Origin of the sequence: Algoriphagus sp. A40 (genome assembly GCF_002002735.1) — a bacterium.
In the GTDB taxonomy this organism is placed as follows: domain Bacteria; phylum Bacteroidota; class Bacteroidia; order Cytophagales; family Cyclobacteriaceae; genus Algoriphagus.
Window position 1 is genome coordinate 45,111 of sequence record NZ_MUNY01000084.1, and the last position, 24,540, is coordinate 69,650.

The window sequence follows — 24,540 nt, forward strand, 5'->3', positions numbered from 1 at the left end:
TCAGATTTCGAAAAGATTAACCTGTATAAAACAATTTCACCATGGAAGCAAAAAAGACTCCTAGCGCTGATATAACCAAGAACGTCGGTATGTTTACCAATCTTGGTTTAGCAGTTGCTGTAGGGCTTACTCTTGCTGCTTTCGAATACAAGTCATATGATGATTCAAGTCTTAAGGACTTGGGAGCTGTGACTGATAATTTCGAAGAGTTGCTCGACGTGCCTATTACAGAACAGCCACCTCCACCACCTCCGCCCCCACCTATGGAGCAGCCTGTCATCGAAGAAATTCCTGATGAGGTTGAAATCGAGGAAAAGATTGAAGTCAACTTCGATGTGGATGTAAAAGAAACTACAGTAATCAAAGAAGTAGTAATTGCTGAAGCACCAGTTGAAGAAAAAGCAGACGAAATTTTTGACGTCGTAGAAACTCAGCCAAACCCTCCAGGGGGGATGTCAGGTTGGAATCAGTACCTTTCCAAAAACCTGAAATATCCAACCCAAGCGAGAAGAATGGGTATCGAAGGCACAGTAATCGTTGTATTCGTAATCAACACTGACGGATCAATTCAAGACGTAGAAGTTTTGAGAGGTATCGGCGGTGGTTGCGACGAAGAAGCTGTTAAAGTGGTACAGGAAGCCCCAGCTTGGGAACCAGGCAAGCAAAGAGGCCGTCCGGTACGTACTCGTATGAGACTTCCGATTCGATTCAAACTTAGCTAAATCATCTAAGACCCGAGAAATCGGGTCTTTTTTTTGTTCAATTTTTAACAACTTTTCAAATAGTTAAAATACGTTAGAGAAATAGCTATTTCAAGAAAGCTTAGGTAATTTTTATCAACCAAAACTCTGACAATCATGGAATTAAAAAAGAACACCCGTGCCGACCTTAGGAGATGGTATGGCACATTTTTCAATCTTGGGCTGGCAACCTCAGTCGGCGCTGTATTGGTGGCTTTTGAATGGAAAGCTAAAGAAGAAAAACCGCTGTTGGACCTCTCCAAAGGAACAACAGAATGGAACACAGAGATCATTCCGATCACGATTCAGACACCCCCACCGTTAACTCCACCTCCGATAATACCACCAGAGATCAAAGTCGTCGATAACGAAACCAAGATCGAAGATGCATTCACGGTGGACATCGACCTGCCTGGAGACGAAATAATTCCTGAAATTATGTTAGCAGGACCTCCAACAAAAGACATCCCAGACGAAATACTGGATTTTACGGAAGTTCAAGCGCAGTTTCAGGGAGGAATGGATGCATGGTATAAATACCTCCGAAGTAATCTTACGTATCCTAAGCAAGCCCAGCGGATTGGAGTCCAAGGCACAGTCTTGATTCGGTTTGTGATCAATACTGATGGGACGGTACAGGATGCTGAGGTTGTTAGATCAGTCGATCCGGCATTGGACAAGGCAGCCATCGATGTCATCCTCAATTCCCCGACTTGGAAAGCAGCCAGGCATCATGGTGTTCCCGTCAGATCCAGGATTACTATTCCCATCAAATTTAAGCTCAACTAGACCAACTGACTTTTAAAAAGAAAAGCCTGCATCCGTGATGCGGGCTTTTTCTTTGGGATCAAACCCAAGTTGGGAATACCGTTTCAACTGAATTTCCTAAAAATGGGAATGAACAATCCCTTCCATTCTACTTTAAAAAGAAAAAGGGAATCTTCTCCCCTTTCTATTTATAATACATTCAAAGATTGCTCTTTAATTTTTTCGAGCTCATCCTTCATCAGAATGACGTGTTTTTGAATCTCAGCATCATTGGCTTTGGACCCTATCGTATTGATTTCACGACCGATTTCCTGGCTGATAAAACCAAGCTTTTTCCCCTGGCTTGTTTCCTCCTTCATGGATTTCAAAAAGTAATCCAAGTGGGTCTCCAATCGGACCAGTTCCTCGGTTACATCAATCTTTTCAAAGTAATAAATCAACTCTTGCTCAAACCGGTTGGCATCAAATGAATTTTCATCCATCCATTGCGAAAAATGGTTTTTGATTCGCTGTTGGGTTTTTTCTTTACGGCCCGGATCTTCCTGTTTTACCCTCAAAAAGGCTGATCTTATCAACTGGATACTTTCCTCAAGTTTAGAATAAAGAGCTGCTCCTTCATCTTTTCTAAAGCCATCACATTTTCTGAGAGATTCTTCCAGAACCCGTTTGACCTGATCCCAATCTGCATTTTCCTCCCTTTCCATGGGAACAGATACAATTACATTGGGTGCCTGAAGTGCAAGTTTGAATAAATCAACTGGCGTCTCTCCCACCGTTTCTGCCAGGTTTTTGAATTCTTCAAAATAGGTTTTGAAAAGTTCCCGGTTGATAGTGACGGGCAGATTTTGGGAACCTTTGGCCAGGAACTCTACAGACACACTGACTTTGCCCCGATCCAATATTCCCTGGACCATTGTGCGGATTTCGGGTTCTCTGTCCGAAAATTGCCTTGGACTCCTGATGGAAAGATCCAAAAATTTTGAGTTGAGCGACCGGACCTCGATCTGGATCATCATCTGCTCATTCTCAAATCCGGCCACACCAAAGCCGGTCATCGATTTGATCATAACTTAATTGGGAATTAGAAATTATACCCCAAAGTAAAGTAAAACTTTAGATCTTCGGTCTCATAATTTCGAATAGGCCGGGCTACATCAAATTTGACGTAGTAATTCAGCAAAACAGTCCTCAATCCGGCCCCGTAACTCTGTAGCCATGGGTTATTGAAATTGTTCAAAACCACCACAAAAGGAGACCCTTCGGTATTGATCACTTCAGTATTTTGGTCATTAACCCTCACCCAAGGTGCAGATTCATTCCAAGCCGAGCCGATGTCATAAAACCCAACAAGCTGGAAGTTTCGGACAAAGTTAGAAGTTATATTCCCCCTGGTCAGGTAGGAGAAAAGCGGAATTCGCAATTCTGTAGTAAAAGTAATCACATTCCTTCCCCTTATTTCATCGTAATCAAAGCCTCTTAAATCCACAAAGTCTGCAAAAAGAATGTTGGAATTTTCAGCACCGGTTGGATTTCTAATAGGTGAAGGCTCAGGTCTGTTTGATGGAGGGTTATAAAACTCATTAAAGAGCCAGTTATCCATTCCGCCCACCAGATAGTTTTGGGGATTGTTTCCCATGAAAGACCCAACATAAAGCTTGGATGCCAGAGTAATGTTTTTGTGGATTTTTTGGTAATTCCTCAAATCGACATAGAAGTTACTAAATGAACGGTCGCCGTGGTTTAAGCCCTGATAATGCAAAAATCCGATTTTACCTTTCACGCCTGTAAAAGAATAAAGACCCATTGGCTCAGTTTTGTCATAGACAAATTCGACTTTTCCACCGGCATAATTGACATCAAAGCGGTTTTGCTCCGGTATCTGGCCATAAATCAGGGAATCTGAATTGAGATTGAAATATTGGGATTTGGCTAACAAAGGAGCCGCATAGATTCTGGAGTTGACATTGAGTGGATATGAAACTCCTGCTTCTACCTGAGTCAACACATATTTTTGATGAGTAATGTAATCGTATTCCTCAATCCGAATTGTTCTCCTGTCAAATCTTCCTCTAAAATCCAGACGACTTTTTAAATATTCGTATTCAAACCAAATATCTCCACCCGAATTGAAATCAAGTGCTGTCATAATACCACCAGTAAATACATGGTTGTCCAAGATGTCGGTCATTTTTGCATCCAAGTTGATCCCAAATCCACGCAACGGATCTACCACAAATCTGGTGTTGATATGGTTGGTGAAAAACTGAGGATCCATCCTTTTGGGACCAGAAACCCTCTTTTGCAGGGATTGCTTACGAAATGCATCCAGTAAAGTAGTTCTGTTTAGCTCTGGCTTGGCAGCATTGGCAGGAGTTTGGGTTTGGGGTAACGTGTCAAAGGTGTAATTCTCAGTATTGACACCTTTTCTGGATTCAAATCTCAGGCGGTCCAGATTGATAGAAGATGTTTTATTTACAGATGTTGTATCGGCCTTCGGGACAATTTGCTCTGTTTGAGCTGGCTGAGCCAAGGTTGGTTGCGCAGGGCTGGTTCTTGCCTCAAGCAACCTTCTGGCTGCAATCCGTTCATTCAAATCCTTTGCCTGGGCCAGTTGGATCCTCGGAGTGCTTGGAGTGAACTGATCTGCACCACTGTACCCTTCCACAAACAGGAACGATTCCTTCCCACTCCGTAGCGCATAAGCGATTTTATTCATCCTGCTAGTGACATCAAACACCTCGATGCTTTTGTCAAATGCTGTAATTTGATTGGAAACCTGATTGCCTATGTTAAACCGCATCAAGTTGGTTATCCCACTCAGATCACTCATGAAGAGCATCGTATTGCTGTTAACTTTTCGAGGATGGGTGTTTTTACTGTTAGAATTGGTCAGTTTGCTAAAAACGGTGGTGTCCTTCAGCACATCTACCCTGAACAGGTTGTATTGGTTGGGCAAAACGCGGATATCCGGTGTTGCAGTCAAAACTGAATCTGGCAGCTCAGTAAAATTGGATGAATAAATTATTACTGAATCATTTAAAAATGCCGGACTTAAATCGTCAAAAATATCATTGGTGAGTCGTTTACCCTGTCCTCTCACATTCAGGGAATAGATATCAGTTTTTCCGTTGGAAATGGCAGAAAGCACCATGTTTTTCCCTGACTCATTGAAGTCAAGGCTAAGAATCTGGGTAATATTCCGAAGGAAAATTTTGTCTTGGTTGGATCCGTCAATGGATCGGAGTCGAAGGGTGGTGAACCCTTTTTTGAAGGAAGCAATGGCCAGATTGGCGGAATCCCTCCAGGCTATAATCGGAGAATATAGATTTGGTGTAAGCTCATCGTAGCTTGCACCTCCCTGAAAAACCGTCTGCTCAGTCTCGCTAGAAAGATCCCGGACAATGACTTTGTATTTTCCCGCATTGTTGAGTACGTATCCCAAAAGAAGTCCATCAGGACTAAACTTGATATCACTGATGGCCCCATCCACTCTGGAAGATGTTTTGGAGATAGCTGATTCGGGATTTACATTTTTAAACGAACCATATACAGGTTCATTCACTTTTAAGTAGTAGGCTTTCCAATCTTCAAAAAAAGCTCTGGAACTGACTCCGATAGTATTTGCAATGCTGTTTTCCTCATTACGGTTGATTCTGGATAAATTCAGGATACTTGACACATACCGGCGACCGTATTTTTCAGCGATATAATTCCAAATTGACTGTCCCACAAGTCCAGCCTCAATACCCGTAAGGTTCAGAATTTTCGGATTGGATGTTTCCTTCAGGTAAGTGCGCATGAAATCGTCCATTTCCCGGCTCCAGCCTTTGGCCAGATATTGCGCAGCTCCATTGATGTACCACTCGGGAAAATCATTTATCAAGTTGGCCTGAAAAGCATCTGCAACCGAAGCGCCATAGAGCATCTCACGGATGATGACTTTGGCCGTGGCAAAAATTACATCCTCTTTAAATTGATCGATCCGGCCTTTATAAGATACCTCCGCAATCAAGCGGGTAAACTTGGTCTGCCCATCTTCGGAATATTCCTGAATATTAAGATTCAGGTTACTTTGAAGCCCTTCTTCCGGAGAATTGTAAATGTAAATTTTCGGTTTGGTGTAGGCTACATACCCAATCATTTGGGTCAGTTTATCAAATTCTGCCTCCAGAAATTCAATTGCCATCTTGGCATTTGCCCCTCCCCGGTCATAATAATAGACCTCAAAATTGTTGGACGAATAAAAATACCATTCGAGTTCTTTGTGCTGCACACGGTTTTTTCCAAATCGCTCTTGGTCAAATTGGGCCCAAGATCTGGTTGACACAGTCAGAAAAAGAACTAAGATCAAAAGTCGAAAGACCATATATCGCATTCGGATCAGAATTGATAAGATTTAAATATACTTAAAATACCGAGCTATATCCACGTCAGCACTTATTGGCTGGGATTTTATCAGGTATTGAACCATCATTTTACTAAAATAAGGAATCAGCGAAACACCTTTAGCTCCAAAACCATTGAATATGTAAACGCTATCTTCTATCGGATGTTTGCCAAGAAACGGTTTTCGATCTTTGGTTGCTGGACGGATTCCGGTTTTATGACTCAACACTGTTTGTACGGGTACTTTTACCAAATCCTGGAGTTTGCCTAATATCTCTTCCTTGGCTGATTCAGTTGGCCCTAGATCCAAATCGTGCCAGGTATAAGTCGAGCCCACACGAAAAATTCCTCTGCCAAGCTGAACCCGAAATACCCCTCGGTTAGCAATGAAATCCGGATCAAAGTCCTGCTCCACTTCAAGGATTTCCCCCTTAACTGGAGCAAAGGGCAAATAGTTGAAAAACCGACTTTTCAGGGCACCCAAACCATTACAAAAGATGAGATTTTTTGTTGAAATAGCTTTGTATTTCCAACCTGCTGGAACCTTTTCAAGCAAATTTTCATCAAAATCCTCCTGTTTCAACTTTTCTCCAAAATGTTTAGCCATCCCATCGAGCAATTCATTGATGTTCAACCAACCGGACATTTTGAGTAAAACCCCTCCAAATGGATCTCGCATCTGGGGATATTGACTCTCTGTGAAAATTTTTTCGATAAACATTCCAATAGAAGCGTCACTCGAGTGTCCCATCCATTCATTCTGCTCCTCGACCGAAATGAATGGCCGATAAATCTTTTTTTGGGTCAAAAACTGCCTTCCGGTAAGCTTTTCCAGCTCTTCATAGAAGGGTTCAATTTCCGGAAAAAGACGCTCTGCAATCCAGGATTTTACCATTTTCCTACCTGTCACAGGATTAAAAAGCCCCGCCGCCACCCGGCTGCTTTGGTTTGCCTCAGACTGATCTAAAAGCATAATCCTTTGCCCAGATTGCTCCAGCCTATAGGCCAGCGCAGAGCCTGCCAAACCCTGTCCAATGATCAAAAAATCAATTTCCATATCCCAAATTAAAGGCATAATTCATTACTTTGCTGAGATCTTGCATACTTTTGAAATGCTCCACATCAAGTCCTTCACCTTCAATCCATTTCAGGAAAACACTTACCTCGCCTATGATGATCAAGGCACAGCTGCGCTTATTGATCCCGGTTGTCATAATGCTTTGGAGAGAAAGGAGCTGGAAGATTTTGTGGTTTCAAACGGACTTAAAGTTTTGCACCTACTCAATACCCATTGCCATATTGACCATGTGCTGGGAAACGCATGGGCTAAAAAACGATTTGGAATCCCACTTTGGATTCATCGCAACGAAATACCCGTGTTAAAGTCAGTCGAAGTCTACGCTCCGAATTATGGCTTTCAAAACTTCGAATCGGCCACGGCAGACCATTTTTTAGAAGAAGGTCAGGACTTCAAAGTTGGGACAGAGATACTTAAGGTTCTATTCGTACCCGGCCATGCGCCTGGCCATGTGGTATTTTATCATGAAAAAAGTGGGCAATGTATCGCAGGAGACACTCTTTTTCGGGGAAGTATCGGCAGAACGGACCTTCCGGGAGGCAACCACGATTTGCTTTTGGAAAAAATCAAATCCGAGCTCTTCACATTGCCCGCAACTACGGTCATTTTTCCTGGTCATGGACCTGAGACCAAAATCGGTTTCGAAAAAATTTACAATCCTTTTGTAGGAGAAAGAGCAATCCATTGAAAATCAAAGCGCAAATACCGAATTCATTGACCCTCCTCAATCTCCTTTGCGGAGTGATTGGAATCATCTGGGTCCTTGATGGTCAGATCATGACAGGCGCTTATTTTGTTTTGATTGCCGCTGGGTTTGACTTTCTGGACGGTTTTGTGGCAAGATTGCTGAAAGTTCAAAGTGACATGGGTAAGGAATTGGACTCACTGGCAGATGTAGTTTCATTTGGAGTACTGCCTGGGCTGATTCTTTTCATGATGGCAAAAAACTCTTCAGACCCGGATTCCTGGTTGCCCTACCTGACCTTGATTGTCCCGATGCTTTCGGCTTATCGACTTGCCAAATTCAATCTGGATACGCGGCAAAGCGACCGATTTATCGGAGTCCCCACTCCTGCCAATGCGCTTTTTCTAAGCACCCTACCATACCTCGCGATTCAATGGCCGGTGATCGGAGAGTGGCTTTCTTTGCCGGTTGTATTGATACTTATCGGCTGGTTTTTTGCCATTTTGTTGGTATCCGAGATCCCTCTCATTGCTTTGAAATTCAAAAGTTTTTCCTTTTCCAAGAACCGATTTAGATATTTTCTCATTTTCCTGAGCTTGGCGATTTTTGCATGGCTCCAGTTGGCAGGTATCCCGCTGGTGATTTTAGCGTATATTGGATTGTCTGTGATCGAAAATGCAACAGGAAGTGAATGAGGGACAAAATTACGCTATGGGCTCTTTTGGTGGTTTTAGGCCTTTTTTCTGAGTTGACTCAGGCTCAAGCTCAATTTTTTCAGTTCAAAATCAAAGACCAAGGCGTTTACAAAATCTCCGCCGACCAAGCCCCTAAACTGGGTTTCAAAAGCCTTTCTGAAATCAGTGTTTTTGGTTTTCCTGGTATGCTCCCCCAAAAACTCGACCCAAAGCAGCTGGAACTTCAGGAAATCCCCGCTTTGGAATTGGATGGCGCACTCTACTTTTACCTTACCGGCCCAAATTCCATTGCTTTTTCTGAAGCAGGATTAGCCTATTCTCATCATCTTTTTGCGGACTCATTGAGTTTCCTGATTGGAAAAAATGACAATCCACTCCGAATAGGTGAAAAAACTGCCAATCCTGAACCTGCCGATCAGAACCAAATCTGGTACCGGATTACCTCATTCAAAGAAGAAAAAATCAACTTAATCAACTCAGGAAGAGTCTGGTATTCTGACCCCATACGACAAGGTCAAAGTCTGAACATCATTTTGGGATTGCAAACACCGACCGATTCTCCTTGGCTTTTGCAGGGAACTCTCATGGCCCATTCTTTCTCTGAATCGACCATGAGATTGCTGACCGGCAATGAACTTTTGGGCGAAGTTTCTTTCAGCCCGATCCCAAATACCACTTATGGCATCAAGGGGCGTGAAGTAAATTTTAAATGGCAGATCCAACCCCGCAATTCTCTAGCCCAAGTCAGATTTACTTTTCAGGGAAGCGGCTCTGAGTCTTCAGGATATTTGAATCATTTCGTAATTGGCGTTCCTTTTTCAAATTCAGCTTTGGAGGAAGGGATATTTGAATCACAGGATGCAGGAAAAATTGCTTTGAAACCCACCCTGCAAACTTGGGAAGTCAGTGATTTTTTCAATCCCAAAGCAATCAATGTCAGCCAAGGCCAAAGTGCATCCGGAAAAAAATGGCTGTTGTTTTCTCCTGAAAAAGTCCCTGATCTCAAGCAATTCAAAGATGTGTCACTTGAATTGAGATCACGAAATTCCAGCCCCGAACTGTTGATTATCACATCTCCGGCTTTGTTATCCTCCGCCAACAAACTTGCCAGCCATAAGGAGCGAATGGGAATCCAAACCTGGGTTGTCACCACGGATGAAATTTACCAATCATTTGGATATGGCAATCCTGACCTTAGCGCTATCCGAAATTTCATCGCATCAGTTTACCATTCTGAAAAAAAACTGGAAAATGTCCTGATCCTGGGTAAAGGCACATTCGATTCCAAGGCAAAACTGGGAGGAAGGCCGAATCTGGTTCCGATCTACAGCAGCCGTGAAAGCCTCAATCCGCTGACAACTTTCAGTTCTGATGATTATTTTGGTCTAATCGGCTGGCAACAGGGCGAGTGGGAGGAATCCCGAGACGGGGATGAATTGCTTCAGATCGGTGTCGGCAGACTTCCAGCGATCAATTATCAGGAAGCAAATGAAATGGTGGAGAAAATCATCCGATATGAGACCTCTCCGATCAGGACTCCAAAATCTTCCTCGGTAACTTTTTTCGCAGATGACGCCGACAACAATATTCATATCCGGGATTCGGAAAGCCACAGCAAGTTTTTGACCGAAAACCATCCCGAATTTTTGCAGGAAAAACTATACCTGGACCGGTTTGAGCAGGAAAAATCCGAAACGGGGCAAAGCTCTCCACAGGCGAAATCCGCCCTTCAAAGAACTTTGGACGAAGGGACGTTGGTGATGAATTTCATCGGACATGGAAACGAAACCACACTCACCGTGGAAGAAATTTTTAAAGTTTCCGACATCACAGATTGGGCGAAACAGGATCAACTGGCCCTCTGGGTCACGGCCACCTGCGAGTTTGGAAGACACGACAGCCCATTTATCCGTTCAGGTGCAGAAGAATTGCTTTTTGCACATGAAAAAGGAGCCGTTGGACTTCTGACAACGGGAAGACCGGTTTTCAGCAGCGTGAATTTCTCCATCAACAAAGCTTTCATTGAGGAAGTGTTCAAGAAAAAAGAAGGGCAGTTTCAGGATCTGGGGGAGATTTTCAAGAACACCAAAAACCAAAGCCTCAATGGCCCGCTGAACCGCAATTTTTCACTCCTTGGAGACCCCAGTTTAAAACTGGCTCTTCCCACTCTCCAAATCAAGGTGACTTCCATCGAAGATGGGAAATCCGGCGTGTCGGTAGATACATTGAAAGCACTCCAGGAAATCTTCCTTCAAGGGGAAATTCTTGATCCACTCACCGGGGCATTTCAGGCAGGATTCAATGGAGAATTCCAACTCGAATTGCGGGATAAACCCGCACAAGTCCGCACCCTGGGAGATGAAAGCAATTCCTATGAATTTGGAGAAGAAAAGATTCTGATCTTCCGGGGTCAGGGTAAAATTGAATCCGGAAGGCTAGAAGCAAGGTTTTTTATCCCGATTGGCATCAATACCGAATTTGGGAAAGGAAACCTGAGAATCCGAGGATGGGATACCCAATCAGGAGACCAAGCTATGGGAAGCCTAATGCCTCTGATCGGAGGATCTCTTCCACAAGAGTCCTTGGATACCACCGGGCCAGAAATCAACCTTAAACTCAACGGACAAGCAACCGGCCCTTTTGTTTTCCCCACACCAATATTAGAACTGGAAGGCTTGTTTTCGGATCCAAGCGGAATCAATGTATCCGGATTTATTAATGGTCATGATCTGAGCATTCAGGTTAACGATCAGCCGCTGATTATCTTAAATGAATATTTTTTGGCTTTGGAGGGTGGATACAATAAGGGAATCCTAAATACCTTTATCCCGGGATTTACAGAAGGCAAAAACATCCTCACAGTTCGAGTTTGGGATAATGTCGGAAATGAAAGTGTCCAAAAAATTGAGATAGAAATCAAAGGAAGCAACGAGCTTCAGATCCTCAATCACAAAGTCTACCCCAATCCGGCATCCTCAATTGCCAACTTTGAAATTTCACATAATCGCCCTGGAGAAAACATAAACCTCAGTTTATCGGTTTATTCCGTGACAGGTCAAATACTATTTTTGGATACATTTCGTTTGGTTAGAGCGGAACAAAATATCCGTGATTTATCCTGGTCTTTTTTACAAAACCAGACAAAATATCCAGCAAAAGGAACTTATATTTACAAATTAACGCTTCAATCGGAAACCGACTTAAGTGCGGCTTCAGTAAGCGGAAAACTAGTTATTCAATGAACAAAAAGGCTGAAAAAAGCAGGAGGAGCGTTCTTTTTATTGTCTTTGCCTTAGCTGGCTTCTCAACTTTCGCGCAAAACAGTGTCATCATTTCCGGACAGGATCCAAACCGCCGGGTGATCACTACTGCTGTGCCTTTTTTGAATTTTGCCCCAGATTCCCGTCACTCAGGAATGGGTGATGTCGGTGTTGCTACTTCACCTGATGCCAACTCTGCACATTGGAATTCAGGAAAACTTGCATTTATCAATGACGATTTGGGATTTTCACTCTCCTACTCACCTTGGCTGGGAAAATTGGTCAATGATATGTCCTTGAGTTATTTGACCGGGTTCAAGAAAATCGATGAAAATTCAGCCTTCGGTTTTGAGATGCGCTATTTCAATATGGGCGACATCCAGCTGACGGACGGCAAGGGAAATGAACTCGGGGAATTCAATCCAAGGGACATTGCAATCGGTGGAACCTACTCCCGAAAACTTTCCCAATATTTTGGACTGGGCATTTCGGCCAGATTCATTTATTCCAACCTTTCAGGAAACATCTCTTCCACTTCGGGTTCTGAGGCAAAAGCAGGAACAAGTGTTGGTGCTGATATCGGGCTTTACTACCAAAAACCCATATTCGTGGGAGCCAAAGACGGATTCTGGTCTTGGGGTGTAGCCATCACCAACATTGGACCAAAAATCACTTACAACAGCGCTGAAGAACTGGATTATATTCCTACCAATTTCCGCTTAGGAACAGCCTATTCCATTAATTTGGACCCCAGCAACTCACTGACTTTCATATTTGATGTCAACAAGCTGATGGTCCCAACCCCACCTCAATATGCCACCAATGAGGATGGCTCGCTTGCAACAGATTCTAACGGAGACTTGATCATCGAGGCTGGTGAAGATCCAAATCGAGCTTTGATTTCTGGAATGTTCAGTTCTTTTTCAGATGCTCCGGGAGGATTTGAGGAAGAAATGAAAGAATTCACCCTCTCTTTTGGTGTGGAATACCAATACGCTGAGAAATTTGCCCTTCGCACCGGCTATTTCTACGAAAATCCTAGCAAAGGCGGGCGTAAATATTTCACGATGGGGCTTGGTTTTGATCTCAAAAAGATTGGATTTGACTTTTCTTATTTGGTACCCCAAGTGCAAAACCACCCACTGGCAGAGACACTTAGATTCTCTTTGCTCTACACCATTCCCAGTAATTGATGCATCTTGATAGATCAAAAGCGCCAGAATTTATCATTCCGGCAGATTTTGAATTGTCCCCACCTGAGATCCGAAAACTAACCTCGGACAGAACCCTATATTTTATTTCCACTCCAAATCTGGATGCGGTCAAACTCGAAGTTTTGGGTAAAAGCCAACGATTAGCTCTTCCTTTGGAAAAGTCTTTGGTCCCCTCTTTTACGCTTCAGATGCTGACTGAAGGAACTCATGGTTTGACCGAAACCGAGATTTCAGAGTTCCTGGATTTCCATGCCACGGAGTTACACCCTTTGGTTTCTTATTCACACGAAGGTTTAAGTCTTCTAACTACCAAAAAGCATTTTTTTGAGGTTTTGCCACTTTTTTCTTCCCTCTTCGACCTGGCGGTTTTTCCTATAGAAAGCTTTGAAAAAAAGAAATCCCAAAGAAAATTGTCAATCCGGCTGGAGCGTGAAAAGTCAGCATCCAGGGCTAGCAGCCAATTCCGAAAAGCACTTTTTGGAGAAAATCATCCATACGGCCTTGAAATCACCGAAGCACATGTGGATCAGTTGGATCGAAAAGATCTATTGGATTACTATCAAAATCAACTTTGGACCGGGACTGAATTTTTCCTCTGTGGAAATTTAAATTCTTGGGAACTTGATCGTATTGTGGAGCTTTTAAATGGGCTTCCTTTTCTAAAAGAAAAAAATTCCTTTGGACTTCCCTCCCCTTCACCCAAACCTAAAATCACAGAAGACCGTCCCGGAGCACTACAAAGCAGTATTCGGATTGGCAATTGGTCTATTGGCAAAAACCATCCTGATTTCTTTGCTCTATCCGTGTTCAATACGATCCTGGGCGGATACTTTGGTTCCAGGTTGATCAAAAATATCCGGGAGGACAAAGGCCACACTTATGGGATTTATTCCTCTCTGGCTGAAATCGGCGATTTCAATTACTGGGTAATCGGTGCAGACGTCCAAAAAGCACATCAGGCTGAAGTACTCGCGGAGATCTATAAAGAAATCAGCCTTCTTGCAACAGATAGGGTAACTAGTCAGGAACTTGAAGTGGTCAGAAATTACCTGATCGGCCAAATGGTTAGCAAATTCAGCTCCTCATTTGAATTGATGGACAGATTCAGAGCGGTTCATCATTCCGGTTTGGATTTTGAATTTTACAGAAAAAAACTGGCCTATCTGAGGACATTTACTGCTGATGACATTCTCCAAATTGGCCAAAAATACTTTTCCAATCCACCTTTTACCGAAGTGGTGATCGGCTGATCACATCAGTTTCAGATAAAGCCAGGAAATATCCCATCCCTTTTTTGCCCAGAGTCGGTAAAACCAAAACTTAAGCCCCTTTAGTCCAAGACTTTCTCCGATCCTGACCAGATCCCTGGCAGGTTCGAAATTGGCTGACCAAAGCGCATGCTTCAATTCATAGAGTACCCTGATGCCCAAAGCAGCATTTTCCTCCGGATAAATATTCATCTGCAGGATTTTTGAACAAACCTTGACTGTACTGGGCAGCATCTTGGATTGGTACCTGAGGTATTGACCGGAGGACATGGATTTGGCATGTTTTCGCTTGAGCACGCCAATATGATCCGAAAAAACCACCGGATGATTCCGGGAAATCCGGATCAAAATATCGAAATCTTCATAGTAAAGTGATTCGTCATACCCTCCGATATTCCGAAGAATCGTCGTATTGAATACCACAGTTGGGGAACAAATTAGGTTTTTGCGGATCAAGGTTTCGTAGATCGTACCCAGTGCAATCTCCTCCGTCATTTCACCTGAGATATTCCGCTTGTAAAAGGTTTTGACCTCGCCCATTTGATCAAGGATATAGGCGTCAGAAAACACAAAACCTGCAGTTGGGTCCTGTTTCAATTCGCTGATTGATGCCGACAAGTGCTCAGGATATAGCACATCATCTCCGGAGAGATCTACCAAATACTGACTGTCGATAGTGGCGAGAATTTGGTTGAAAAGCCGACAATAAGGTTGCATTTCCTTATTAAAAATAGTCTGAACAGGCAGCAATCCGGAGTTTTGATTTACCCAGTTCCGGATTTTACCTGCAGTGTCATCCGTACTTCCATTGTCCACCACAATCAGCTCTTTTGCATGATGGTCCTGAAGGCGTACGCTTTCCAAGGTTTCCTCAATCCATGGCTCATGATTGAACGCAATACACACCACTGTCACCCGATCTGCAGTATCCATCTTTAGAAATTCAAAACCCAGCTGATTTTATTGCAGATATCATTTGAAAATCGAGATTTGAAGAACATCAAACTGTGATTTGCACCTGAGGCGGTATCAGAAGAACCCAAATCTATAAAATTGGCATTTTGTTCAGCTGCGAGCTGAAACAGCTGAAAAAGACACATTTCACCAGCATTTTTCAGAGTTGATTTGGGATGGATTGCGGAGAGGTAATAGTAGAACGAATCCGGGAAAAGTTTCACCCCAAGCGTATGTGCAATTGGATTACCATCTTTTTTCAAACTGATGAGGAAATACCGTTCGGGAAATTCAGACACTTGGGAAATCAGTCTTTTGTCGTCAAAATTGGACTCATATCCTTTCGACTGATTCCAGATTCGGATTTCCTGCAAAAAACCAAAATTCTGAATTGAGCCAATATGAAATCTGATTCCCAGATCTCTCGCTTTGCTCTGATATTTTGACTGTCCCTTTTTGACCAGTTTTTTGATTTTCTTTTTACCTAAAAAAAAATGATGGGAAAGAACGGAATCCTGCTTAAAACCTGCCTTAAACAGGAGGTAATTTATCAGATCAAAGTTGGATTCATAGGGCTTGGGAGGCTGAATGATCCGAACGGTCTTGATCCCCCTGTGTTTCAATTCCTCCAAAAAAGCCTGAATAAATGCTTCCAACCCGACTGAAGAAAGGCTTTCTTCCAAGTACACCCCTCCAAAGGGAGACTGCGGGAGAGAGACTGCCTCAGAATCTGCGGAAATGGCAAAAGTAATGCTGGCTTTTATTTTGCCCCTTTTGGACCAGCGAAAATCAAGCTGGTCAATGAAACCTACCGTACAACAATTTCTTAAAAAATAGCCATGCGATTCCTCTTTGGAGGAAACAACATGCAACTCATGTGAATCAGTGATCTCTTTTTTGTAAGCTTCCAAAGTGGTCTTTTTCTCTGATGAAATCTTCTTCTGAAAATACTCGGTCACCAAGTCCCAAAAGGACGGCATCCTCCGAAAACCGGATTTCAACCCAGTTAAGGGGCGGGATAAACAGGCCTTCCCCGGAGGTTTCAAGAATAAAATCCCGGCAATTACCATCCAAGCCCTCAACCAGAATTTCAAGTTTTCCTACCATTGCAACAATCACCTGGGCCTCCTGCCAATGCGCATGATTTCCGCGGGAAACTCCAGCTTTAACTCCTGATATCCAAAAGCATCGGTGTACACCCTGGGAAAAAAGCTCCTTATTTTCCCAAAAATGTGCGCTTCCATTTTCATTTACCTGGCCGGGAAATTGAATTATTCTTGGTGGCTGGTAGTCTGATCTTAAGGTTTCCAATTTTGATCTTGTATGGTTAAAAGTAAGACAAATGAGGTTAAGGGTCCGTTAGCCTAAAGTTAATTTTCTAATTTCAATTTAGAATATTCAATATTACTGATGGATGATTATCCTGAAAACCCCGATCAAAACGATTCCTATCTAACATTAGCCGGCAAAACTGAAGGGATATACAAAGAACTTGGGAGCAAATTTCTGTACTTCGCCTTTCCGGTCAAGACTGAAGAAGCCATTAAATCTGAATTGTCCGCTCTTCGGAAAACCTACTTTGATGCAAGCCACCATTGCTATGCATGGGTCTTGGGCCAAGACGGGACACAGTTCCGAGCAAATGATGATGGTGAGCCCAATCATTCTGCAGGTGATCCAATCCTAGGACAAATTCGGTCCAATCAACTCACCAATGTCCTGACCGTAGTTGTGCGGTATTTTGGAGGCACCAAGCTTGGTGTCAGCGGATTGATCAAAGCCTATAAAACCGCTGCTGCACTTGCAATCGAGGAAAACCAAATCATTCGGGAGTGGGTGAAAATTTCCATGAATCTCCGCTTTCCTTATCCCTCGATGAACGAGGTAATGAAAGTGGTGAAGGCCCATGATTTAGAAATTTTCTCCCAGGAAATGGAATTGGATTGTAGGATGACTCTGACCTTTCGGGAAGGACTAAAGGGCCAAGTTTTTACAAAACTTGAAGGAATCGAAGGTATGGAAATCAAAAACGATTGAAGAGGCTGTCGAGAAGGCCTTCCTCACGGAGGACTTTGAATACCTCTCGGCATGCCCAGGCATCCGTAGCTGCATAACGCAGTTGTTTTTCGGTAAGGATCTCAGATTCCCAATTGGATACTTGTTCGGTTTTTGAAATCCGGATTTTCAACACCATTCCACAGAGATTCCTTACTCCTACATTTTGGAAGCCCACCTTCTTAAGTTCATCGTTCAAATCAAAAAAGGAAAGTGGAAAAAAACTGTCGGTCAACTTTTTGAGCGCTTTGAGATCGTCGTGAACTGCAGCACCAATTTTTACCAGATTTTCTTTTTCCAGCAAATTCCTGAGTGGATCCGGGAAGCCTATTTTATTCAGTCTGAAAATAAAGGCCTGATCCGATGTGGATAGCTGAAGTAGTGAAACGTGGTTGAATTGACCTTTTTTAAAAGAAGGTTTGGTTTCGGTATCAAAACCGATGAGCTGCTGATCCTCCAGAAAATCAACTGCATCCTCTACTTGATCCGGACGGTCAATCAGGTAAATTTTACCCTCAAACTGGCCTAGTGGCAACTCGTTTATTTCGTCTTTGCTAATACTATAAGGAATCATACCAACTCTTCTTCCGGCTCATAATAGTGAATTCCGATTTCCAAATATCCATACAGAATAGTCATAATCGGACTGATGATATTGAAAAAACAATAGGGTGCATAGGTCAAAGTAGCCACACCCAAAACGGAAGCTTGCGTGGCACCACAAGTGTTCCAAGGTACAAGAACCGAAGTGACCGTTGCGGAATCTTCCAGCGTACGGCTGAGATTTTCTGGCTTCAGTCCACGCTTTCGATATACATCGGCATACATTCGGCCAGGCACCAATATGGCCAAATACTGATCCGAAGTGGTGATGTTGAAAAATACGCATGTCGCAGCCGTTGAAGCTATAAGCGACCCAACGGAATGGACTTTTGCAATAATAGCTTCGGCCAAAACTTTTAGCATTCCGCTTTCCTCCATAATGCCACCAAAAACCATGGCGCAGATGATCAACCAAATGGTATCTAGCATTCCTGCCATTCCGCCGGTTACCAAAAGCTCATTTACAATGTCATTTTCAGTGACTATGGCTATTTTCCCGTAGAGGGACATCATCACAGCTTTAAAACCGAGATAGGCAAATGAGCCGGTATCATTTGCAACCATTTTCACAATTTCGGGTTGAAAAATAAGCGCAAAAACCCCACCCAACAAAGCACCTGTGAGAAGAGCCGGAATAGCCGGCACTCTTTTTACAATCATCACCAAAACGACCAAAGGCACAATAAACAACCAACCTGTGATATTGAATTTTGCCGAAATCGCCTCTGAAATGGCTTTTACATCCTCCACGCTTCCTGCCGTTTCATAATTCAAGCCAATGATGATGAACAAAAGCAAGGTGATAATCATCGTCGGCGTGGTGGTCTTTGCCATGTATTTGATATGGGTGAAAAGATCCGTACCGGCCATCGCAGGAGCAAGATTTGTGGTATCGCTCAGCGGTGACATCTTATCTCCGAAATAGGCCCCAGAAATGATCGCACCGGCAATTATTCCCTCCTCAAACCCAAGGGCTTTTCCGATTCCAAGCAAAGCAACACCAACTGTGGCTACGGTGGTCCAACTGCTTCCTGTTGCGACAGAAACAACTGAACTTATAAAGCAAGCTGCAAAAAGGAATATCTCAGGACTGAGGACCTCTAGTCCGTAATAGATCATTGCAGGTACAATTCCGCTCATAAGCCAGGTTCCTGCCAAAGCTCCGATCAAGAACAGGATCAAAATTGCACCCATCGCTGAGCTGATGCTTTTCACAATCCCCTCCTGAAGGGTGTCCCAGCTAAATCCCAATCTAAATACTGCAATCGAAGCTGCCACTACAGCTGAAAAAATAAGAACCATCTGATTGGAACCGGACAAGCTGTCATTTCCAAAAATCTGGATATTGATAATTAGAAGGACTATTAAAAATAGTAAGGGAATCAGTGCATCTATTATTCGGGGAGCTTTTAGCTGGCCTTTCATTCAGTAAATCCGGTAGTTTGGTGGGCTTGAATCTAAGGAAAAAAATCTATTACATCTTTGAAAGTAGTCGAGAAAGCTCTTTTCCAACCTGCCATCCTATGGCGACTCCCATTCCTCCAAGTCGTACTGCTACAGCCGTTCTTTTGCCAATAGTTTGAATCAGTGGGCTTTTCTTAGGACCAAAAGCCATGATCCCTGTCCATTCCATTTCCCATTCCAGCTTCCTGCCGGGAAAAATTACTTCCTTGGCCAAATTCTGGAGGTGGGCTTTTATTTTGGGATTCGTTTCAAATTCGAGCGTTTTCTCTTTTTCAAAATCCTTATTTCTGGCTCCACCAAGAAGCAGTCGCCCGTCTATTTCTCTAAAATAGACGTATCCTTTGTCCATATGGAACGAGCCTTTCCACGGAATTTTCTCTGCAAGGGGTTTGCTGAGAAGAACCAATCCCCGACCCGGCTCCAGGTCAGATTCCGGCCATAGTTTCTTTGAAAAAGCATTGGTACAAATGGCGACTTTCTCAGCTTTGAATTCAAAAATTCTATTTTTTGCCAAGTTTTCGGCAAGCACCACCCCCTCCTCCTTTTGAATTTCAACCACTGCGACTCCGGTCAAAATTCTTATACCCAGTTCAGATGCTTTTTCCCAAAGTGCACCCAAATAGGCACCAGGATCGAGCTCCCCTTCAAATTTATTTTCGACGACAAATTTGATCCGATCTGAGAAACCAAATTTCTGAGGCTTTTTGACCAGTGAAAAAACATCCTTTTTAAAAAGCGCTTTCAGCAATTTGTTGACTTCTCTTATTTGATCGGCTGCAGCTGCATTTTCGGCTTCCAATAGCTCATAGCCATGATTTGGTTTGTACTTTAGGGTAGCATCACCAAAGTTTTTACGGATTTGTCGAAGTCCCCGATACCTTCTTTTGACCAGTTCAAAAACCTCTTCGGGGGTCATTTTCCAAAAATCATCCAGGATTTCAGTCAGACTACCAAAGCAGGCAAATCCCGCATTTTTGGTACTGGCCCCGGTGGGAAATACGCCTTTTTCCAAAATAAGCACACTTGCTTTAGGGTGATCTTTCTTGAAATGGATTGCAGTAGAAAGTCCCGTAAACCCAGATCCGATCACGATCAAGTCGTAGTTGAAAAAGTTTTTTTGCTCCCAATAACTAAACATCGAAAGGGTATCGTTTAAAATTTGGATTGAGTTGGTTAATTTGGATTGAAACTACCGCAAATAAACCCAAAAAACCATGCGAAAAATAGATTTGCTTTTGGAGGAATATGGCGAAAGCCACAGGAATCACACCAATAAACTGATACATTGGTTTTGTGTTCCAGCCATCTTTTTCAGCGTGGTCGGTTTGATTTTCAGTATCCCAGCCGGATTCCTGCCCGCCACACTCCCATTTTTGGGCAATTTTGCAAACTGGGCCACGATTGCTTTAGGTCTAATTCTAGTCTACTATGTCTCGCTATCGGCACCCCTGACATTGGGAATGTTTTTCTTTTCTGCATTATGCCTTGCTTTGGCAAATTTCCTTAACCTTGCCTTTCCCGGAAAACTCTGGTTGATCAGCCTTGGGATTTTTGTCATTGCCTGGATCGTCCAGTTTGTAGGCCACAAAATCGAAGGTAAAAAGCCCTCATTTTTTAAGGATGTTCAATTTTTGATGATTGGACCAGCTTGGTTGATGCATTTTATTTATAAGAAACTGGGATTTGCCTATTAAGGCACACGGAAACCCTGGTTGCTAATTTGGGGGAAATATTTCCTGGATTCGCTGGATTGATTTCTTGTTACGATAGGAATCTATACTGGCCAAAATTGACCTTTTCTCTCTGGCTGTCAACCGCCAATTGAGTGATGCGCGTTGCATCGTCTCCTGTGAACCAGACAATTCTTCGGCCTGGACAAGTTCAGGAGAGTATTCAAACTCAATCCTTTCCAATGGAAAGAGCATGGATTCATCCATGTAATTGAAGAGGACTTCGTTTTGGATCGTTTGGATATTGTCCCAATTGATGTATATATTTTTCAGTGGAATAAAGATTTTTTCAAAAATTCTCGGAGGTTCAGTTTGTGGAATTTCAGCGGATTTTTCGGAATCCCGAATTGAAACCAAAACTACTCCACTGGTATTTTTTGCAATCCATTCCTGAAATACATACAAAAACCGTAATGCATCCTGAATGCCAAAATTGTCAGCAAGTCCGGTATCCATAGTCTCCATGACTGGCTCTGAAGGCAACTCCACATTGGGTGTGATAAAAGGAAAAGTGGCACTCATCCGCAAGGCACTCAGAAACCTGAGATTATCCGCATCGTGTCCGGCAAAAAAACGCCTGAAATCAATGGACTGTTTTTTTTCATCGATACCAGTTTTCCCCATTACCGAACTCCCCAAATACGACATCGAATGTGGAGAAATCACCAATTTCCGGCCATCATTTGTCACCAGTGCTGTGACAGGAAGCATGGGGATCTTGCCATCGAATTCAGGTTTACGATAATCTTCCAATGGCTTGTCCAGAATTTTATTGGTGTTGATGTTCAATTGATTTTCAAAGGCGTAACCACGATCCTTGAGATGGCTGTAGCCACGGTATTCAAACCGCTGGTTTCTGATCAGGAGATCATTAACCAATAAGGTGAACAGGATAGGATTGAGATTGTCTGCCGAAATTTGCGACAAATAGGCGGGGTCACTTGGATCAATAGAGGTATCAGAAAGAGATCTCAGATAGATTTCCCTGAAAAATGCCTCACCCAACACTCCCCCAGATGCCCCGGTAAAAAGTTCGGTATGCTTGGAAATTGACCCTGATGTTTTTTGATGAAGTGTCTGCAGGACATGCAGAGTCCAAAGCGCGGCTCTTTGGCCACCTCCGCTTGCTGCTACGATGACAAGCTGAGGAAGTGAATCATTTGGGAATTTTGATTTCCAGTTTTCGAGAATTCGAATGGTATTTTCCTTGTCTTTTGCTAAGGTATCCGGATGAGTGAGGGAATCCAGCCTAGCCAAAGTATAGGCTGCGGGTTTGCTCTCATAATTGATCCCAAAGGCTTCATGAGGCCTGTTTAGGAAGGAGAAATTCGAGAAATAGTTAATGGAAAAAAGCATTAAAAAAACGACCAAAGTAGCCCAGCTCCTAAGCCAAAAACTCATTGCCCCGACCAGCATCACCAAGATGGCAAGAAGAAGAGTCACACTCATGGCGGCAGGAAACTGCAAGACTTCTTTTTCCTTGAAAAATCCCAAAAACAGAACAAACAAAATCAGGAAAATCTGTATCAGGAAAAGGTTCAGGTGGTTTTGGTCAAACACACGCAAGAGTTTGGTTGTCTCAAATCTGGAAATATCAGGCCGTACATCTACCAGTTTCAGGTTGAGATTAAGGTAGCTGACCACCTCATCTTTCTTGGCCTTCAGCTCCTTGTACTGACTCAGGACGTTAGCTCGGGTGAAGCGAACCTTACGGAGTCTTTTATCCAAAGTACCGGCAAAAATGATGAAGAAGTCCTTGTTGGTAAAAGCGAAATATCCAAAGATCAAAGTGTAACTAACAAGGCTGCCCATTGCAAACCCCAGGTAAAACTTCAATACCTCCCAATCAGAAGGAAGATCATTGTCCATCTGGAAAACAATAAACTTCACACTATAGATCAGGTAAAAAATAAGCGGTATGATCGAGTTGTTGAGACAAAAATGGATGAATGGCTTTGGCACCAGTGCCAAAAATTTAAACTGCCGTCCATCCATGATATAAGTGGTCATGTGAAATGCCATGGTGAGTATGGCCATTCCAACCCCAATCAAAAAGAAGCTCAACCAGGAAACCTCGTGCAAATACTCAGGATCTAAAAACAGAAAAGGAATACCCAAAACGACGCCTAACTGCTCAAGAATGACTCCCAATAAAATGACCCAAACAAGCACCAAAGTCAGGTTTTTGCGAAGATGAAGCAAAAATAACTGAACTGGGAAGGAGTATAAAATTCTATCTCGCATGGGTTAATTGTTGAGAACAAGTTAATCTTTTTTGGGAATTACAACTTGAAGATGCGGTTTTGAAAGGTTGTCCAAAATTTCCAACCTGACTGTCAGACATTTGAATCATTCACCTCCTTGATTTGATAAGATATCCCTCCAAATTATTCGCAGCTTTAGAATAGAAAAAGTACCTTCGGATCCCTAAAAGTCAAAAAAATGAGAACCTGGTTTTTGTGCAAAGTCAAGTATGCAAAAGAAAATGAGGAAGGCTTACTTAAGAGCATTTCTGAGCAATATCTGGTAGATGCGGTATCATTTACAGAAGCCGAAGCGATCTTATACGACCGTTTGGGTTCTCAAATCAGGGGTGATTTTCAGGTGACCGGCATCAGCAAAAGCAATATCGTGGACGTATTTTTCTACGAGGATGCAGATGTTTGGCACAAATGCAAAATCACTTATCTGATCGCTGACGGAGAAAACGGCAAGGAGAAAAAAGTCACTCAGTACATGATCGTAACAGCTGAAGATGTGCGTCAGGCCTACGACAGAATCCAAGAAAGCCTCAGCAACATGCTGGTGAGCTTCAGGGTGCCGGACATCAACGAAAGCTCGATTGTTGAAGTATTTCCTTTTGAAAAAGACGAGGTCGCGGAGCAGTTGCCTCCCGGTAATTTCCGGCCGGTAAATCTGGAAGAGGAACAATAAAACAAAATGGCCGCAGGATTCTGCGGCCATTTTGCATTACCTCAGATCGGCTTCCGGCTGGTTGGAGATTACAAACTGGATTAGGTCCTCTACCGAAATTCCTGCCCGGTCACTGGCATCCTGAATATCCTCCCGGCTGACTTGTGCGGCAAAAGTCTTGTCTTTCAATCGCTTTTTGACCCCCTTTACTTCCATCCCCAGGTAGCCTTCCGGTCTCATGAGAGAATAGGCATGCACAAAGCCACTTAATTCATCAAAGGCATAAAGCATTTTATCCATTTCAGATTCCGGTTCAACCCCAAAATACCTAGGGCCGTGGGAGGCAATCGCCCGGATGATTTCTGGGTCAATGTTTCTGGCTTCCAATTCTCCGATAATTTTTCGACAATGCTGATCCGGCCACTGATCCCAATCTGCATCATGGAGCAGCCCTGCCAAGTACCATTTGTGGGCGACGGGATCTCCTAGGTTTCTCGACTCCGCAAATGCTTTCATCAAATGAGCCACCTGCTTCATATGAACTTTTAGTTTTTCATTGATAACCCATTGGTCCAGGATTTTTTTTGCATCTGCTTCAGCCAAAACATTTCCTGAATTTTCGGGTTTACCAAACTCAGACTGATTTAAAAAAAGAGAAACGTTTTTCATTTTAAATATATTTTTATGTTTTTTGTATAAAATTTATTGCTTTACATATTATCAAAAC

At 43.0% G+C, this 24,540-nt stretch carries 21 protein-coding genes; 10 read left to right on the top strand and 11 right to left on the bottom strand.

What is annotated here, in order from left to right; genetic code table 11:
• The first annotated feature begins 41 nt into the window (after positions 1-41).
• Both B0E43_RS22285 and B0E43_RS22290 read left to right on the top strand, forming a co-directional pair.
• Positions 42-722, top strand: coding sequence for an energy transducer TonB (locus B0E43_RS22285; protein WP_077353622.1), 681 nt, complete (start codon positions 42-44; stop codon positions 720-722).
• Positions 723-857: 135 nt separating this feature from the next.
• On the top strand, positions 858-1,529 hold the full coding sequence (locus tag B0E43_RS22290; RefSeq protein ID WP_077353623.1) for an energy transducer TonB: 672 nt from the start codon (positions 858-860) through the stop codon (positions 1,527-1,529).
• A gap of 167 nt (positions 1,530-1,696) precedes the next feature.
• Here B0E43_RS22290 and B0E43_RS22295 read toward each other — a convergent pair whose 3' ends face one another.
• From B0E43_RS22295 to B0E43_RS22305, 3 genes are read right to left on the bottom strand one after another with little or no spacing between them, the layout of a single operon-like run.
• Entirely contained in the window at positions 1,697-2,575 is an 879-nt protein-coding gene (locus B0E43_RS22295; protein WP_077353624.1) for a YicC/YloC family endoribonuclease, read from the bottom strand.
• Between the two features lie 14 nt (positions 2,576-2,589).
• Positions 2,590-5,883 (bottom strand): biopolymer transporter Tol, encoded by a 3,294-nt coding sequence (locus tag B0E43_RS22300; RefSeq protein WP_077353625.1) that lies wholly within the window; start codon positions 5,881-5,883, stop codon positions 2,590-2,592.
• A 21-nt stretch (positions 5,884-5,904) separates the two neighbouring features.
• Positions 5,905-6,951 carry an FAD-binding oxidoreductase gene (locus B0E43_RS22305; RefSeq protein ID WP_077353644.1) on the bottom strand — a complete coding sequence of 349 codons (1,047 nt, stop codon included), beginning with the start codon at positions 6,949-6,951 and terminating at the stop codon, positions 5,905-5,907.
• On the opposite strand from B0E43_RS22305, the gene B0E43_RS22310 reads away from it, so the two are divergent.
• From B0E43_RS22310 to B0E43_RS22330, 5 genes are read left to right on the top strand one after another with little or no spacing between them, the layout of a single operon-like run.
• Positions 6,929-7,660: an MBL fold metallo-hydrolase gene (locus tag B0E43_RS22310; protein WP_371454741.1), complete on the top strand. Its 732-nt coding sequence runs from the start codon at positions 6,929-6,931 to the stop codon at positions 7,658-7,660. The two genes, B0E43_RS22305 and B0E43_RS22310, sit on opposite strands and share 23 nt — an antisense overlap.
• Positions 7,657-8,352 (top strand): CDP-diacylglycerol--serine O-phosphatidyltransferase, encoded by a 696-nt coding sequence (gene pssA / locus B0E43_RS22315; RefSeq protein ID WP_077353627.1) that lies wholly within the window; start codon positions 7,657-7,659, stop codon positions 8,350-8,352. Before B0E43_RS22310 ends, pssA begins: the two co-directional genes overlap by 4 nt.
• Entirely contained in the window at positions 8,349-11,594 is a 3,246-nt protein-coding gene (porU, locus tag B0E43_RS22320; protein WP_077353628.1) for a type IX secretion system sortase PorU, read from the top strand. Before pssA ends, porU begins: the two co-directional genes overlap by 4 nt.
• Positions 11,591-12,805, top strand: a complete 1,215-nt coding sequence (gene porV / locus B0E43_RS22325) for a type IX secretion system outer membrane channel protein PorV (protein ID WP_077353629.1) — start codon at positions 11,591-11,593, stop codon at positions 12,803-12,805. Before porU ends, porV begins: the two co-directional genes overlap by 4 nt.
• On the top strand, positions 12,805-14,076 hold the full coding sequence (locus B0E43_RS22330; RefSeq protein WP_077353630.1) for a pitrilysin family protein: 1,272 nt from the start codon (positions 12,805-12,807) through the stop codon (positions 14,074-14,076). Before porV ends, B0E43_RS22330 begins: the two co-directional genes overlap by 1 nt.
• Here B0E43_RS22330 and B0E43_RS22335 read toward each other — a convergent pair whose 3' ends face one another.
• From B0E43_RS22335 to B0E43_RS22345, 3 genes are read right to left on the bottom strand one after another with little or no spacing between them, the layout of a single operon-like run.
• Positions 14,077-15,027 carry a glycosyltransferase family A protein gene (locus B0E43_RS22335; protein ID WP_077353631.1) on the bottom strand — a complete coding sequence of 317 codons (951 nt, stop codon included), beginning with the start codon at positions 15,025-15,027 and terminating at the stop codon, positions 14,077-14,079.
• 2 nt (positions 15,028-15,029) lie between these two features.
• Positions 15,030-16,028, bottom strand: coding sequence for a hypothetical protein (locus tag B0E43_RS22340; RefSeq protein ID WP_254423490.1), 999 nt, complete (start codon positions 16,026-16,028; stop codon positions 15,030-15,032).
• Complete coding sequence (locus B0E43_RS22345) at positions 15,931-16,359, bottom strand: FdtA/QdtA family cupin domain-containing protein (RefSeq protein WP_168172001.1); 429 nt, start codon at positions 16,357-16,359, stop codon at positions 15,931-15,933. The genes B0E43_RS22340 and B0E43_RS22345 overlap by 98 nt, the downstream gene beginning before the upstream one ends.
• A gap of 99 nt (positions 16,360-16,458) precedes the next feature.
• Here B0E43_RS22345 and B0E43_RS22350 point away from each other — a divergent pair, with 99 nt between their 5' ends.
• A complete protein-coding gene (locus B0E43_RS22350) occupies positions 16,459-17,085 on the top strand; it encodes a YigZ family protein (protein ID WP_077353633.1) in 627 nt (208 codons plus the stop codon).
• On the opposite strand, the gene B0E43_RS22355 is transcribed toward B0E43_RS22350, so the two are convergent.
• From B0E43_RS22355 to B0E43_RS22365, 3 genes are read right to left on the bottom strand one after another with little or no spacing between them, the layout of a single operon-like run.
• A complete protein-coding gene (locus B0E43_RS22355; protein ID WP_077353634.1) occupies positions 17,072-17,677 on the bottom strand; it encodes a 3'-5' exonuclease in 606 nt (201 codons plus the stop codon). The two genes, B0E43_RS22350 and B0E43_RS22355, sit on opposite strands and share 14 nt — an antisense overlap.
• Positions 17,674-19,131 (bottom strand): Na+/H+ antiporter NhaC, encoded by a 1,458-nt coding sequence (gene nhaC, locus B0E43_RS22360; RefSeq protein ID WP_077353635.1) that lies wholly within the window; start codon positions 19,129-19,131, stop codon positions 17,674-17,676. The genes B0E43_RS22355 and nhaC overlap by 4 nt, the downstream gene beginning before the upstream one ends.
• Positions 19,132-19,180: 49 nt before the next feature.
• A complete protein-coding gene (locus tag B0E43_RS22365; protein WP_077353636.1) occupies positions 19,181-20,308 on the bottom strand; it encodes an FAD-binding oxidoreductase in 1,128 nt (375 codons plus the stop codon).
• 76 nt (positions 20,309-20,384) lie between these two features.
• On the opposite strand from B0E43_RS22365, the gene B0E43_RS22370 reads away from it, so the two are divergent.
• Positions 20,385-20,864: a DUF962 domain-containing protein gene (locus tag B0E43_RS22370; protein ID WP_077353637.1), complete on the top strand. Its 480-nt coding sequence runs from the start codon at positions 20,385-20,387 to the stop codon at positions 20,862-20,864.
• 21 nt (positions 20,865-20,885) lie between these two features.
• Here the strand turns inward: B0E43_RS22370 and B0E43_RS22375 are convergent, their stop codons facing one another.
• On the bottom strand, positions 20,886-23,144 hold the full coding sequence (locus B0E43_RS22375) for a patatin-like phospholipase family protein (protein ID WP_077353638.1): 2,259 nt from the start codon (positions 23,142-23,144) through the stop codon (positions 20,886-20,888).
• Positions 23,145-23,342: 198 nt separating this feature from the next.
• Between B0E43_RS22375 and B0E43_RS22380 the strand changes: the two genes are divergently transcribed.
• On the top strand, positions 23,343-23,834 hold the full coding sequence (locus B0E43_RS22380) for a DUF4494 domain-containing protein (protein ID WP_077353639.1): 492 nt from the start codon (positions 23,343-23,345) through the stop codon (positions 23,832-23,834).
• Positions 23,835-23,870: 36 nt separating this feature from the next.
• Here B0E43_RS22380 and B0E43_RS22385 read toward each other — a convergent pair whose 3' ends face one another.
• Positions 23,871-24,482 (bottom strand): HD domain-containing protein, encoded by a 612-nt coding sequence (locus B0E43_RS22385; protein WP_077353640.1) that lies wholly within the window; start codon positions 24,480-24,482, stop codon positions 23,871-23,873.
• Positions 24,483-24,540: the final 58 nt, after the last annotated feature.